The organism is Acidithiobacillus ferrivorans, assembly GCF_016250455.1.
GTDB classification, from domain to species: Bacteria; Pseudomonadota; Gammaproteobacteria; order Acidithiobacillales; family Acidithiobacillaceae; genus Acidithiobacillus; species Acidithiobacillus ferrivorans.
Genome location: NZ_CP059488.1, coordinates 68068 through 82738, shown reverse-complemented (window position 1 = coordinate 82738; position 14671 = coordinate 68068). Strand labels below are relative to the sequence as shown.

Annotated in this window: 15 protein-coding genes and 1 pseudogene; 10 read left to right on the top strand and 6 right to left on the bottom strand. The window is 51.3% G+C overall.

Annotated features, from left to right (window positions below; genetic code table 11):
• The first annotated feature begins 19 nt into the window (after positions 1-19).
• The 5 genes and pseudogenes from H2515_RS16425 (at position 20) to H2515_RS16420 (ending at position 5369) form a co-directional block, all read left to right on the top strand.
• Complete coding sequence (locus H2515_RS16425) at positions 20-253, top strand: 4Fe-4S dicluster domain-containing protein (RefSeq protein ID WP_014027582.1); 234 nt, start codon at positions 20-22, stop codon at positions 251-253.
• Positions 254-280: 27 nt separating this feature from the next.
• Entirely contained in the window at positions 281-1210 is a 930-nt protein-coding gene (locus H2515_RS00345) for a HEAT repeat domain-containing protein (protein ID WP_198660649.1), read from the top strand.
• An 11-nt stretch (positions 1211-1221) separates the two neighbouring features.
• Positions 1222-1551: a ferredoxin FdxA gene (fdxA, locus tag H2515_RS00340; protein WP_065412767.1), complete on the top strand. Its 330-nt coding sequence runs from the start codon at positions 1222-1224 to the stop codon at positions 1549-1551.
• 23 nt (positions 1552-1574) lie between these two features.
• Positions 1575-5065, top strand: a pseudogene (locus H2515_RS00335) (FAD-dependent oxidoreductase).
• A 16-nt stretch (positions 5066-5081) separates the two neighbouring features.
• Positions 5082-5369: a zinc ribbon domain-containing protein gene (locus H2515_RS16420; RefSeq protein WP_198660648.1), complete on the top strand. Its 288-nt coding sequence runs from the start codon at positions 5082-5084 to the stop codon at positions 5367-5369.
• Positions 5370-5448: 79 nt separating this feature from the next.
• Here H2515_RS16420 and H2515_RS00325 read toward each other — a convergent pair whose 3' ends face one another.
• Positions 5449-5646 (bottom strand): hypothetical protein, encoded by a 198-nt coding sequence (locus H2515_RS00325; protein ID WP_198660647.1) that lies wholly within the window; start codon positions 5644-5646, stop codon positions 5449-5451.
• Positions 5647-5727: 81 nt separating this feature from the next.
• Here H2515_RS00325 and H2515_RS00320 point away from each other — a divergent pair, with 81 nt between their 5' ends.
• The 4 genes from H2515_RS00320 to H2515_RS00305 all read left to right on the top strand — a co-directional run bounded on the left by H2515_RS00320 (position 5728) and on the right by H2515_RS00305 (position 10260).
• Entirely contained in the window at positions 5728-7074 is a 1347-nt protein-coding gene (locus H2515_RS00320) for an ABC transporter substrate-binding protein (protein WP_198660646.1), read from the top strand.
• Positions 7075-7176: 102 nt separating this feature from the next.
• Positions 7177-8061 (top strand): ABC transporter permease, encoded by an 885-nt coding sequence (locus tag H2515_RS00315; RefSeq protein WP_198660645.1) that lies wholly within the window; start codon positions 7177-7179, stop codon positions 8059-8061.
• Between the two features lie 29 nt (positions 8062-8090).
• Positions 8091-8849, top strand: a complete 759-nt coding sequence (locus H2515_RS00310) for an ABC transporter ATP-binding protein (protein WP_198660644.1) — start codon at positions 8091-8093, stop codon at positions 8847-8849.
• Between the two features lie 55 nt (positions 8850-8904).
• Complete coding sequence (locus H2515_RS00305) at positions 8905-10260, top strand: OprD family outer membrane porin (RefSeq protein ID WP_198660643.1); 1356 nt, start codon at positions 8905-8907, stop codon at positions 10258-10260.
• 187 nt (positions 10261-10447) lie between these two features.
• On the opposite strand, the gene H2515_RS00300 is transcribed toward H2515_RS00305, so the two are convergent.
• Positions 10448-10936 (bottom strand): phosphate-starvation-inducible PsiE family protein, encoded by a 489-nt coding sequence (locus tag H2515_RS00300; RefSeq protein WP_198661374.1) that lies wholly within the window; start codon positions 10934-10936, stop codon positions 10448-10450.
• Between the two features lie 500 nt (positions 10937-11436).
• Between H2515_RS00300 and H2515_RS00295 the strand changes: the two genes are divergently transcribed.
• Positions 11437-11679, top strand: coding sequence for a hypothetical protein (locus tag H2515_RS00295; RefSeq protein WP_198660642.1), 243 nt, complete (start codon positions 11437-11439; stop codon positions 11677-11679).
• On the opposite strand, the gene H2515_RS00290 is transcribed toward H2515_RS00295, so the two are convergent.
• From H2515_RS00290 to H2515_RS00275, 4 genes are all read right to left on the bottom strand, one after another.
• The gene (locus tag H2515_RS00290; RefSeq protein ID WP_198660641.1) at positions 11652-12161 is read right to left on the bottom strand and encodes a DUF4124 domain-containing protein; all 510 of its coding nucleotides are present in this window, start codon (positions 12159-12161) and stop codon (positions 11652-11654) included. The genes H2515_RS00295 and H2515_RS00290 overlap by 28 nt on opposite strands.
• Positions 12162-12220: 59 nt before the next feature.
• Entirely contained in the window at positions 12221-12565 is a 345-nt protein-coding gene (locus H2515_RS00285; RefSeq protein ID WP_198660640.1) for a YbjQ family protein, read from the bottom strand.
• 1 nt (position 12566) lies between these two features.
• Positions 12567-13277, bottom strand: coding sequence for a PspA/IM30 family protein (locus H2515_RS00280; protein WP_198660639.1), 711 nt, complete (start codon positions 13275-13277; stop codon positions 12567-12569).
• 103 nt (positions 13278-13380) lie between these two features.
• Positions 13381-14646, bottom strand: coding sequence for an NRAMP family divalent metal transporter (locus tag H2515_RS00275; RefSeq protein ID WP_198660638.1), 1266 nt, complete (start codon positions 14644-14646; stop codon positions 13381-13383).
• Positions 14647-14671 lie beyond the last annotated feature (25 nt).

Sequence of the window (14671 nt, the reverse complement as noted above, 5' to 3'; positions counted from 1 at the left end):
TACCATATAGGATATTATAATGGCTACAGCATCAATGTCTGTTAAGGTCCCAGTATCTGTCGATGCCGACAAGTGTATTGCCTCAAAAGGATGTACAGTATGCGTTGATGTATGTCCACTTGATGTGCTTGTGATCGACATAAAGAATGGTGTTGCGCTCATGCAATATGATGAATGTTGGTATTGTACTCCGTGTGAGGTGGATTGCCCAACCCACGCATTGACCGTGGATATTCCATATCTTGTTAAATGATGGAAGAAATATTGAAGGAGGCATTTAATGGCACCAGATCAAAAAAGTTATAATCCTGATCCAGATGTGAGACGTTTGGTCATTATTAATGCTATAGAGTCAGACAGAGAGACGGCTTTGAGGTTGATTCTCAGTGGATTTGACGATACGAGTAGTGCGGTCCGCGAGGAGGCGGCCAGAGCGATTGCGGATATCCCGGGAGATTACATGTTGGTACCGCTGCTCAAGCTGCTTGAAGATAGCGATGAAAATGTCAGAATGGTAGCAGCAGATACGTTATCAGAGTGCAACTTGAAAGAATTTGGCGATATATATGAGGAGTGGATCACGAACAAAAATGATTTTGTCCGAGCTTCCGTGTTGCGAGCGCTTAGGCCTCTGCGGATCCCTGGTGTGGCCATCTATGCGTTAAAAGGTTTGCATGACTTGTCGCAGCAGGTTCGTTTAGAAAGCGTCGGCGTTCTTGGCTACCTTCAAAACCCAGCGTATGCTCACGATCTATCTAAAATCGCAGTAAGTGATGTAAGTGAGGAAGTGAGGCGCGTTGCCATTGGGGCCATTGGATATTCACTGACGCCAGAGACTTTAGCTGCTGCCCTTCAAGGTTTGCATGACAAAGAATGGCAAGTGCGGGCAGAAGCTACTGGCACAATTGCCAAACTTGGCGCCGACGGCGTATGTGACGAAGTGGTAAAAGTCATGTCTACAGAAACGCAATGGCAAGTGATTTCTAAAATGTTGGTTGCGATAGGTAAAATAAAGTGTCATGCCGTGGTGTCCGAAGTAATTAAAATGTTAACGTATCCTGTGAGTAATGTCCGCAAGGAAGCAGCGATGTGTCTTGGAGAAATTGGCAATCCTGTTGCTATTGCCAGTCTGCGCGACGCACTTTTAGATAGAGATCCGGATGTGAAGAAAATTGCGGCGTGGGCAATAGCAAAGCTACAGGCAATATAGGAGTATTTATAATGACGTTTGTAGTTACCGATAACTGTATCAACTGCAAATACATGGATTGCGTCGAGGTGTGTCCCGTGGATTGCTTTCACGCCGGCCCAAATTTCCTTGTTATAGATCCAATGGAGTGTATTGACTGTACCTTATGCGAACCGGAATGTCCCGCAGGTGCTATTTATAAAGACAGTGATATCCCGCATGAATTTCGTGAATTTATTGAATTGAATGTGCGTCTATCCTCCCAATGGCCGGTGATTACTGAGCGGACTATTACTCCTGTAGATGCGGACAAATGGGATGGTGTAGCTCACAAGATAGGTCACATTATTGACGCTGAGTAATAACACCAGCTTGGGATAGACAAATGAGTCTTGTAATGAATGAATTTTCTTATTCAGAACTTTTCACTGCAGCCGGACTGTTTCGCCTCGATGCGAATTTTTTGCGCCTGCTGAGCGCGCAGGATGGCGGGCTGGCGACCAGGCTCGGCGCCTATCGCGATGGCAGGCAGCCACTCAGCGGGCAGGCCCGGAGTGAGTTTTTATTACGGCTTGCGCCGCATCTTGAACGGTTTATCGCCCGGCTTTTTTGTCTGGAGCCGGAGGTGGCTGCGTTACAGGCCCGGACCCGCAGCCATGATGTGGTCATGGACTTCAAAAAGCACTTTGTGCTGCGCCGCGCGCGCCGTTACCGCGGTGAATTTTCCGAATCTTTTGCCGATCTCGATCACTGGCTGGATGCAGAAATCCAGCAGCGCTGCTGGCCGCAGGAGGATCGCGAATGGGCGGTTGCCCGGCTGGGTGAAGAATGGCTTACGGATGAAGTGGCGCATGCCGAGGCCATTCACCGTCTGACGCAGTGGTGTGCCCTTATCCTCACCGACCCACAGGCCGGTCTGGCGGTGCCGGGTTGGTCGAGTTTCCGTCTGCCGCAACGCGTGGATCACGAAGCCCTGGTGCCGCTGCAGCGGTGCGATGATCTCCCGGTGCGCCTTTTGTCTCTCCGCAAGGCACCTTGCGGCGTCGTGACAGTTTCCATCTCACGGATCAGCGGATGGACCTGCGCGGGGTCCAGAGCGAAGTGCATTATTGTCTGTATTGCCATGATCATGATGGGGATTTCTGCTCCAAGGGCTTTCCGGAGAAGAAAGGGGTGCCGGAACTGGGTCTCAAGGTGGACCCGCTGGGCGTGACCCTGACCGGCTGTCCCCTGGAAGAAAAGATCTCGGAAATGCAGCTCCTCAAGCGCGATGGCCTCAACATTGCCGCACTCGCCATGGTGATGGTGGACAATCCCATGGTCCCCGCCACCGGGCATCGTATCTGTAACGACTGCATGAAGGCTTGTATTTACCAGAAGCAGGATCCGGTGAATATTCCGCAGGTGGAGACCCGGGTCCTCACCGATGTGCTGAACCTCCCCTGGGGGGTCGAGATTTATGATCTGCTGACCCGCTGGAATCCGCTGCGGCACACCCAATATCTGGCGCAGCCTTATAATGGGCGGAAGGTGCTGGTCGCGGGTATGGGTCCGGCGGGCTTCACCATGGCCCATCATCTCTTGCAGGAAGGCTGTGCGGTCGTGGGGATCGATGGCCTGAAAATCGAACCCCTTCCCGCGCCGTGGCTGGAGGAGCCCATTCGCGACTGGAGCAGTCTGCAGGAGGATCTCGATGAGCGCATTCTGCTCGGTTTTGGTGGGGTGGCCGAATATGGCATTACCGTCCGTTGGGACAAGAATTTCCTCAAACTGATTTATCTGACCCTGGTGCGACGCCCGCATTTTCAGATTTTCGGTGGTGTGCGCTTGGGCGGTACCGTCACCCTTGAGAATGCCTGGGAACTGGGTTTTGATCATGTCTGTATTGCCACGGGCGCGGGCTTGCCGCGGGTGGTGCCCATGGGCGAGAGTCTGGCGCGCGGGATGCGCCAGGCCAGTGATTTCCTGATGGCCTTGCAGCTGACCGGGGCGGGCAAGCAGTCCAGCCTGGCTAACCTGCAGGTGCGCCTGCCGGCGGTGGTGATTGGCGGTGGTCTGACGGCGGTGGATACGGCGACTGAGGTGCAGGCCTATTATGTGCGGCAGGTGGAGAAGGTGCTGGCGCGCTATGAGCAGATGGCGGCGCGCTCCGGCGAAGAAAAGCTCCGCGCCGGGCTGTCTGCGGAAGATACCGAGATTCTGGAAGAGTTCCTGACCCATGGCCGGGCGGTGCGCGCGGAACGCGAGCGGGCAGCAACTGCAGGTGAAGCACCCAACTTCGTGCCGCTGATCCATGCCTGGGGCGGCGTGACCCTGGCGTATCGCAAAGGCATGCGGCAGTCGCCCGCCTATACGCGCAACCATGAGGAGCTCATCAAGGCCATGGAAGAGGGCCTGTACTATGGCGAAGGTCTTGATCCACTGCGGGCTGAACTGGATAGCTATGGGCATATCGCGCACATGGTCTTCCGCCGGATGCGCGAGGTGGAAGGGCGCTGGCTGGCCAGTGATCAGGATTTGCGGCTGCCCGCACGTGCCGTCTTTATCGCCGCCGGTACCGTCCCCAATACCATCTATGAACGGGAATATCCGGGGACTTTCCAACTGGATGGGGACCATTTCCAGACCCATGTGGCCCACGCTAACGGGCCGTTGCAGGCGGTGCAGGTGGCTGAACATTGCAAGGCGCCGGAGGCCGGTCCCTTTACGTCCTATGGTGACCACAGCGGGCATCGGATCAGTTTTATTGGGGATACGCATCCGGTGTTTCATGGCAGTGTGGTCAAGGCCATCGCTTCGGCCAAGGCGACGTATCCGCAGGTCATGCACGCTTTGGGGACCTTGGCGGCGGCCAGTGATTTGGATGTGCAGCGTTTTCAGGAGCGCCTGCAGCATCTGCTGAGCATGCGGGTACTGCGGATGGATCGCAGCAATCCCGCCGTCACCGAGCTGTGGGTGGAGGCCCCGCTGGCGGCCCGCAATTTCCGGCCGGGTCAGTTTTTCCGCTTGCAGACCTTCGAGAGTCACAGCCCGATCGTGGACGGCACCCGTTTGCAGATTCCGGTGCTGACGGTCAGCGGTGCGGGGGTGGAAGGCGACGCGGTGCGCCTTTTGATCCTGCAGTGGGGCACCGGGCCGCGCCTGGTGGGTCGTTTGCAGCCGGGCGATCCCCTGATTCTGATGGGGCCGACTGGCGCCCCCACCGACATCCCCACGGGTAAGACGATTCTGGTGGTCGCCGGACGCTGGGGTGCGGCGGTGATGCTCGATATCGGTCCGGCGTTGCGGGCGGCGGGCAATCGCGTGCTTTATGTGGCGGCCCTGGCGAAAGCCGGTGAACTGGATTATCAGGCGGAACTGGAAGCCGCTGCGGACCAGATCATCTGGTGTACGGGCAGCGGCCCCTTGATCACCCCCCATCGGCCGCAGGATCTCAGTGTGGAAGCCAGTGACATGGTGGCCCTGCTCTGCGCCTATGGGGCGGGGGATTTGTCCAGACCAGGGGCGCCGGGCGAGCCAGGGATAGCACTGAGCAGTGTGGATCGCCTGATGGTCATGGGTTCCACCGGCTTGCTCAAGGGTTTTCAGCAGGCGCTGAAGGCGGAGCTACGACCTTATTTCCGGACGGATCTGGAGGCGACAGCGACGGTGGGCAGTCCCATGCAGTGTATGCTCAAAGGGGTGTGTGCCCAGTGTCTGCAATGGCAGATCGATCCGGAGACGGGCCAGCGCACCAAGGCGGTCTTCTCCTGCGCGCAGCAGGATCAGCCCCTGGCTTGGGTCGACCTCGATAACCTCACCGCTCGACAAAGCCAAAATCGTCTGCTGGAGTATCTATCCAGTAAATGGCTAAATACGGTGCTAACAGATAACTAAAGGCGTCAATGATCACATGAAGACATTATCAGCACTCCAAAAATATCTTTGGGTTCATATTCATGACGAAGCAAATCGCTGCCAGAGTTGCGGAATGCCGTTGCGTTTTGATAAAAATTACTCATCCTCTGGCAGATATTGTTCATTTTGTCATGATGGCACATCATTTGTTGACAAAAATCTTACTCTACAGGAAATGAAGTCCAAGGTAAGAAAATTATTATCAGAGAGAAAAGTGAACAGATTTATTAAACTATACTTGATCATGCGCCTAAGCACACTGAAAAGATGGAAATCGGTTTAACTGTAATTAAAATTACATCACCGGTGCCCTACAAATCCGATGGACATTAAAAACAGCATAACCATTAATCTGGTTGGTATTACAACTGCAACATTCGTGAAAACCACCTTAATGGTGGGCGCATGGTCACTGTATATTCTGTCGAGAATATTTCTACAGTTTGAATTGCACCACGCAGACGCACAAAATTGAAGCGCAACGCACAGCTATAGTGCACCTGTATGGCATATGAAGCAATGCTGATATTTGCATCATCATGGTTTCTTTTGGTTTTCATGATCTCCCCAGAGATTGCTTGGCTGGCACAAGGATTGCTTAGCATGTAGGTACAGGTTCCCATATGCTGGAGGTTCACTAAATGTTACGCCTATCGCTCTGTATGGTTACAGCAATCTCGGCGCTTGCAGCATCGCCCGCCTTCTCTAAAACGATAACAATAAGTATTGGCTACCAATCCATGTGTACAGATACATACCCGGCTGGAACGGTGTTAAAGGGTCTGGATCTGTTGCAGAAATATCTACCTCATACAGGTAAATATGCAGGTGTTAAATATCATATAATATGGCGGGATTATGGTTCCGGAGCCCCCATAACAAATATGATGATGGCCGGCAAACTTGATTTCGGAACGATGGGTGATTATCCATTGATAGTGAATGGTGCAAAGTTTCAACAAACATCAACAGAAAGAACCTATTTGATTACGATGACAGGGTACAACCTGGATGGCGCAGGCAATGGCATTGTTGTACCCATTAGTTCTAAAATAACCAATGTAAAAGAGTTGGAAGGAAAAACAATCTCGACGCCTGTCGGGAGTTCAGCGTGGGGAATGCTCTATGAAATGGCCGCAGATAATCACATACCATTCTCATCTTTTCATGTTGTAAATCAAAGCCCAATGGCCGGTATTGCCGCCATTACAGCAAACAAAATACCCGCGCATGCTGATTTTTGCCCAATATCAGAGGACATGGAATATAAAAAAGTTGGCAGAATGATTTACAACGGTGAGGAAACACATGTTCCATATCTTCATGGCGCTGTAGTAACCGCATCGTTTGCCAAAAAATATCCTGAAATTGTCGTTGCCTACGATAAGGCAGTAATAGAAGCAGATCAGTGGATAACCAACAATCCATATAATGCAAGCAAGACCATCGCAAAATGGACGATGATGCCTAAAGAAGTCCTTTACTTATACTTTAGTCACGGCGGATACCTTACCATGGATCCAGCTATCACCCACAAATGGGTAAAAACACTACAATATGATCACACTATTTTGGCTAAAAATGCGAGCATCCCCGCTCTTGACTTCAAAGACTGGGTTAATCCTAAATACCAGGAAACAGCATATAAACAATTAGGATTAAAATACAGCGCGGCAAGTACCGGTGCCTACAACCCTAAAAATAATATAGCTCTCCCTCCTGAAATCTGGGTTCAGGGTAGTGGAATACAAAAGTATAAGTCTGTAAGATTAATGCTGATAGCTGCAAAAGCAGATATTGAGTCACACAAGAAAATTGATGCTACTTATGTATATGACCACACAACTGGACTTAAGTTATTTGGCAATTATGCATACTATACCAAGAACGGCAATAACTACACTGCATACATGACGGCAGCAGGTGCAAAAAATGACGCGCATGGCACCCCCGTCTACAGCTATAAACAGATTCTTTCTGCAGCATAGCCATCCCAAACGTATGACCGTAGTAATATGGCGACGCTATTCTTATTATTACCTTGATGATGGTTGTCGCCATAATTATTCACAAGATATGTGAGGACTATAATGATTGCTTCAGATCAGAAACAAGATCAGAAACCGCAGGGTTTTAATGATCATGCGATGAAAACATCATCGTTGGCCGTTAACTATGGGTTGGATTACATAGTCAGGTTATTTCATATTGGGAAGCATTCGCTGCGCATCCTTATTATCCCATTGCTGTCAATCATGACCGGTCTTCTAGCTTGGCAAGGATTAACTCAAACTCATGCAGATGTAATCCTCGATTTTTCAAATATCCCGTCACCATTGCATGTCTATAAATCTTTTTTAAATGTGGTTGTAACCAAAACGTACTGGAAAGATATTTATTGGAGCCTCTACCGAATAGCTCTGGCATTCACAATAGGATCTCTTGTCGGCATTACCGTCGGTGTTGCCTTGGGTTATAGTACCATACTTCGCCTTATAATTGCACCATATATTGAGATAATGCGACCAATCCCAGCCATTGCGTGGGTTCCAATGTCGATTCTTATGTGGCCAACAACAGAGCAAAGCATCGTATTTATCACTTTCCTTGGCGCGGTATTTCCCATTGTTCTGAATACCTGGGATGGGGTAAAGCGGGTACCCATAGAATTGGTCAAGGCAGCAAGATCACTAGGCGCAAATCGTATAAGTGTATTATTTCATGTGGTAATTCCATACGCGATTCCCAATATAACTGTTGGGATGGCACTGGGAATGGGTGCCGCATGGTTTGCTCTTCTAGCCGGGGAAATGATCAGTGGAAGATATGGGATAGGGTATTTTACATGGGAATCATATGAACTGATTCAATATGGAAATATTATCGTCGGAATGCTTACGATTGGCATTCTGAGTTCCATCACATCTGGGGCAATATATCTTATTAAACGTAAGCTTGTCCCATGGTCTGAATAAGCTGAAAGCACGTAAATGAGGCTATAATTATGGAAGGTATTGGACATATTGAAATTCAACGTGTTTGCCTGGGATACAAATCTGGTCTAGATACCAGAACGGTAATAAAAGACCTATCCTTAACCCTTGGCGCCGGATCATTTACGTCTCTTATTGGCTCATCCGGCTGTGGGAAAAGCACCCTGTTAAATGCAATAGGCGGACACTATAAACCATTATCTGGCAGCATCCTTCTTGATGGGGTCGAAATAAAAACTCCAAGTGCTGATCTGGGCATAGTTTTTCAACAGCACACGCTTTTTCCGTGGAAAACGGTTAAGGAAAATGTGCGATTTGGACCTATGCGACGGGGTGCAGGAAGGGCTGCATCCGATAAGCTTGCAGATGAGTATATCGAACTTGTTGGACTTTCAGGCTATGAAAACTATTACCCTAAAATGCTTTCTGGCGGAATGCAACACCGCGCTGAAATAGCGCGTGCCCTGGCTAATAAGCCTGCCGTGTTATTGATGGATGAGCCGTTTGGTGCGTTAGATGCGCAAATGAGGGCGTCATTGCAAGATAGTTTGTTGTCCATATGGCAGAACACTCACGTCACTATTGTATTTGTTACTCATGATGTAGATGAAGCGATTCGTCTTAGTCAAAGGGTTGTCATTATATCGCAGCGATCCAGCTCAATTTCTTCAATCATAGAAACCAATAAGAATCATGGTGAGTCTATAGAACAATCTGCAGAACGAACAAATGAATTAAAAAGTCGCTGCCTTACACTGCTCTCTGCTTAGCAGAGATAAAGCCATAGTGACAAAATATTTGCATTATATTCAGAGGGTTAATAAAGTGAACAAGAAATTATTTTTAACTGCCTTTTTTATATCGACATTATATCCTGTTTTAGCGGACTCAGATACGCTAACTCAATTCTTCCAGAAAAGCAAAATATCTGGTCAGGTGCGATCATACTACTTTAGCCGTCTCTACGGCGCAACGCATGTGCCAAATCAATCTTCCTTTGCCATTGGTGGTCTACTTAATATTAAAAGTGCACCATTTCTTGGCGGTTTTGGCATTGGTGTTAGTTTCTACACAGCCAATGATCTTGGAACACATGGGTATTCGCCTTCAACGGTTGATACCACCATGATGGGATTAACGCCATCATTAAATGCCCTTGGCCAAGCGTACATCCAGTATGCCAAACCAGGAAAACTACTCGTGCGGGCAGGTGATCAAATAATTAGCACTCCGTGGATGAATAATTCTGATGCACGTATTTTACCGGCCACCTATCAAGCTTTATTCGCTCAATACAGCCCGCTCCCGGATGTAAAGCTGGAAGCGCTGAGAGAGTTCCGCTGGAAGAGTCGCACGTCTCCAAATTACTACAAAGACAATCTATATTACGGTACCGGATATAGTGGTGACCCGATTTATGGTGGTGTGCCAAAACTTCCAAATTCTGATCCACAGGCGCAGGGCACTCTGGCTTTTGGCGCCAGCACCACCGCTTTGGGTGCAAAAGCTCAGGCCTGGTATTATGATTTCTATCATTTTGCGAAAATGTTCTATGGTTCAGCGTCATATACTCTCAAAACTGCGACGGGGATTGATCCTCTTGTTGGGGTTCAGTTCGTTCGCGAGTGGGAGAATAATAGCTTGTTGAATAGCAGTATGGGTGCACAAGGTGTTGATAATACCATAGGCAATACGGTGAATAGTAGTGCCTGGGGTGTTCAGGTTGGTGCTAATTTTGACATTGCGCCTAATATATTGGGGAAGGGCCAATTAACTTGGTCATACAATGAGATTATTCCCCATATCGGTGCTATTGGTGGGGGTGCCATTGTCTCGCCATATACCATCGGCTATGCTACGGATCCGCTGTATACCACTTCGATGATTCGTGGATTAGTAGAAATGGGGCCGGGCAATGGCTGGAAGGTGAAATGGACACAGAATATTCTCCACAAGCAGTTTCTATTGATGGCAGCTTTTGCGCGTTATCATACGTACTACAATGGCAACAGTAATGACGCTTATATGGATCTTACTTATTTTCCCGGTGGTATGTTTAAAGGATTATCCGTTCGTGACCGAATGGAAGTTGCGAACGGAGGATTGGTGCATGATGCGCCACTCAATCCACACAACAAGACTTTTGTTTATAATAGGGTTATGCTGACTTACATGTTTTAAGGTTCGCCACTGTTTTTAAGTGGGCAACCTGAACTGTACTTACCCAGGACGGGAAGGAGCTAAATAGTTAGTCCTGCAATATTTACTCTTAGCGCTGGCCCTTTATGACACCCCAGGAATGGCTAATTGGCGATGGCGCCCGCCATTCCCTCATTGATTAGATTAATATATATTCAATCCGGGGCGGCTATACCCCGTTGTGGCGAGGTGGAAATTGGACCGCGGCAACCCGCGCCGCCACCAGGACTGCTAACAGGGCGGCGATGGCCAGGAGTACGGGCGAATCCATGCGGTGCGCGTAAAGACCGATGAACATCTCGCGCAATACAAAAACGATGCCCACTTCGGCCAGTACCCGCAAGCGGAGGCGATGAAACTCCAGATAATCTGTGAAGGTGCGGAAGAGTTCGATAAGGACAAAGGTGGAGAGAACATCAACGACAAGGCCTTGTCCGAGGCTCTCAACGAGACCGTGGACATGGGTGAGGCCCTGAACGGCAGCGGCGGCGCGCAGAGTACTCACGGCAACTGCAAAATCATAAATCAAACCAACCAATGCTCCCAGCAGGGTAAGCAGCATAACAAAGATCAATGCTATAACAATGAGATCCAGAAGCCTACCATAAAAAACCAGGGTTCTACCTCGAGCCCCAACCACCATCTCCTGCGGCACCATCCCATTTCTTTCCTGCTGTTCTGGCATAGACTCATTCCCTGGCCCCGATAGGCTGGCGCAAGCAAGCCCCCAAAGCACATTGCGACAGCGACGGTTTAAGTCTGAACCTTTTTTTATCAGTCGGCAAGATGCGTTCCATTATAGGGTCTAAAAACCCGTTGTTACCATAGCGATTATCTTCTGAATTTTTAGATTGTCACGCTGCCTGATAGCAGATCCCAGGCAAACCGTTCTTATCGGGCTTTATTCAGTTAGGGGTGCTTCGGGACCACGCCATGCCTTAGCACACCACAACATGATTATCTTGATGAAGGCAAAATTGCCTGCTAAGCTTACGCCTGTGCGGGAAGGAGCAGCACCACATCACCTTCACTAGGAATTCCTTCGATTTTGGCAAAAGATTATGATTACTCGCTGGCGGCGAGTGCTTATTGCAGTTTTGGCAAGGTGCTGTTACTACAGATAGATTAAATCCGTCTTTGAATGGTAGGGGGCTTATAATGGGCATAGAAAATCCGGATGGGAAAGAAATAAAAAACGTTATTCTCGCTATAACTACCGCCCGCACCGGTTGGGGGCGACGTCTAAAAATGATCACTTTCTTCGTTTCTTTTATTGTCAGCCTACTGATTCCCGTGGGAGTCATTGTGATCTATTTTTTATGGAAACATGGCAATAATATTCTGAATAAGAATGGTGCGATTATCCGCCTGAATTACGGTATAAGCACCGGCGAGGAGTAGACGGAGTTGGGCGCTGAGGGTGGGAGCAGCACCATGGACGGTTGTCGTGATGGAGGAATCGCCGGTCGACGATAATAATGCTGCGGGTGCCTTTCCCGGAATCGGGATGCGCCATAAGGAAAATAAGGTCCGATAAAACCAGGCGTGTAGATATTCCGCGGCGGGGTACGCGCGGTCTGCAGGCTGTTCTGATAGTTGTTAATGGCAGCCAGTAGATTAAGCCGGGTAATGGCCGTCTGCGCTTTGGATGCTTTTGACGAGGCTCCCTCTGCTGCCGTCGGCTCCGGATTCGTCCGGGTGCTTGCCGTCGGCGGTGGCGCCGGGGGAATGGCCTGAATCTTCCGTGCACCGCGGGGTGGCTGGTTCCCGTAGCTCACCACCCCGTTCGGCGAAACCCATCGGTAAATCGTGTCCCCGAACGCCAGCGGGGTTGCCAGGATGCCCCAGGCAACTGCGATGGAGATCAGCAGGGCGCTTCCCAACAAAATCCCCACTCTCCCAAAGTCCGGCATGCACCTGTCGTTCCCATTCCCGTTCATCCTTACTCCACGACAACCGCCGTCCCGTACGCGGTGATTTCATTCATTGCCTGCCCTTGCCCCGAGTCAAATTCACCAGAATCAAAACGCATGCCCAGCACCGCGTTGGCGCCGAGGGATCGAGCCTGTTCAGCCAGGTGCAGCATCGCATCATCCCGCGTTTGGGCGATCATATTGATAAAGCCCGACTGCTTGCCTCCGAAAACCGCCCGGATACCGCCCAAAAAGTTGCCTACAAAGTTGCGGGAGCGGACGCTGGTGCCATACACCGGGCCAATTACCCGCACAATCCGGTAGCCGGGGCAGTCATCGATGGTCAGAATAAGGACATTGCCGGGTTCGGGCATCTCATCCGTCCTGCCTGGTGGTCATCTCCGCCTTCAATCGGGCGAGGTCGTTGTCGACTCCGCTGGTGACGCGGAGTTTGTCCATTTCCCGCTCCGTCTGGGTGCGATGGTCGAGAGGATCGTTGATGACACCTGACGCCCACAGGCCATCCATAGCCTGGGCCTTGGCCTGCTCCTGCGCGGTACGCTCCTGCGCCCGGCGTAGCGCATCTCCGGCGTCATCCAGGCCATGACCCAGACCGGTCAGGGATTCGGTCACTTTCACCTGGGCCTGCGCCGCCGCCATCTGGCTTTTCATGACCTCTTTCTGGGTGTGGAACTGTTCGATGCGATCCTGGAGGGCGTGTTCATAATCCATGAGCTTCCGGGCCTGCGCGGCGACGGTGTCGTGGGCTTCCTGCAGGGCGGCAATTTTTTGCGCTTCGGCCTGCTTTTCCGCCAGCGCACTGCGCGCCAGGTCTTCGCGGTTGGCATTGAGGGCCATGCGGGCATTGTCTTCCGCCTTGGCTGCCTGCTTTTGTGCCTGCGCGATCTGATTCTCCAGGGATACCTGCTCAGTGAGCACATCGGCAAGATGGCGCTTGCCCTCTTGCAGGCTGGTCAGCATCTTTTCATAGGAAAGGTCCAGGGTTTCGGCGGGGTCTTCGGCCCGGCTGAGTAGTTTGTTGACTTTAGCTTCCAGAATATTGGCGGCGTGCTTGAAAATGGACATGCAGGGCTCCTGTAGGGCGCAGTGGTCATGGTGCAGAACCACGCACTTAGATATAGCACAGCCCCACATCTCCGCAACCTTTTGTACGCTTTCCTCTCGGCATTCACAAACCCGGAAGGCTGGTCAATCCTCCATAAACCCCCAACCCGCCCGCCAGAATCACCACAAACAGTACCAGCCAGAGATACGGGCCGCGCAAGCGGTGTGCGGCGGGCAGCGCCTTGATGGACAAGGCGACCAGGAAGCCCAGCACCATAGGCAGAAGCAGCGCATTCATCACCTCCACACCGATGTCGAGGCTGACGAGATCGGGGATAGTGATTACCGCAGTGGCGCCTGCCACGATGATGGCGGTGTAAATCCCGTAAAACCAGGGCGCATCCCTGGGGTGATGCTCCAGCGAGTGGCGAAAGCCAGTGACTTCCCCCCAGCCCCAGGCCCCGGCGAGGGAAGCGACAATCGCGGCCACCATGCCCGCCCCAAGGATACCCAGAGAAAATACAATTCGTCCCCAGGTGTCACCAAGATAAGGAATAATGGCCTCCGAGAGCTGGTGTACCGTATTGAGGGGTGCGTTGGGGTTCAGTCGGCCGATGGTGGCGGCCGTCGCGATCAGCACCGCCGCCATGACCGCCTGCGTAATGATGGCACCAACGGCGGTATCCCAGCGGGCGTGGCGATAATGCTCGGGGTGCAGCCCCTTATCGGCGACGGCTGACTGCTGATAGAACACCATCCATGGCATAATGACCGCGCCGATATTGGCGGCGACCAGCATCATATAGTCATCATTGGTGATGGGCGCGTGCAGCAGGCCATTCAGCATTTCATGGATGCTCGGATGGCTGGCCCAGGCGATACCAAAAAAGACCAGTTCAAAGAGACCCATGATCAGGGCGATGCGCTCCACCCGCCGATAGGAGCCAGTCCAGACGATGGTCAACAGGGTAGCCGCCGCCAGGGCAACCCCGACAGAACGCGGCAAGCCATAGAGATTGCTGACGCCGGCCACCCCGGAAAACTCCGTCAACAGGGCACCGGTGGTAGCGACACTGAGACCGGCGACAGAGAGGTAAGCCCAGCCTTTCCCGAAAGTTTCGCTGATCAGTTCGCCGTGGCCTTTACCGGTAAAAATACCCAGACGGACCGTCAGTTCCTGCACGATATAGAGGATAGGCATGAGGATGAATTGCAGGAGCAGCAGCTTGAAGCCCCACTGCGCACCACTCTGCGCCGCGGTGATGATACTGCCGACATCGGTATCGGCGAGCATCACCACCAGACCCGGTCCCAGCACCACCAGGAAAATTTCCCAGCGAGAACGATGGGTGGGTGGGTTAGTTTTGCTGAAGGCGCGTGTTGACGACATGGGAAGCATCCGTTTTATATTTTAC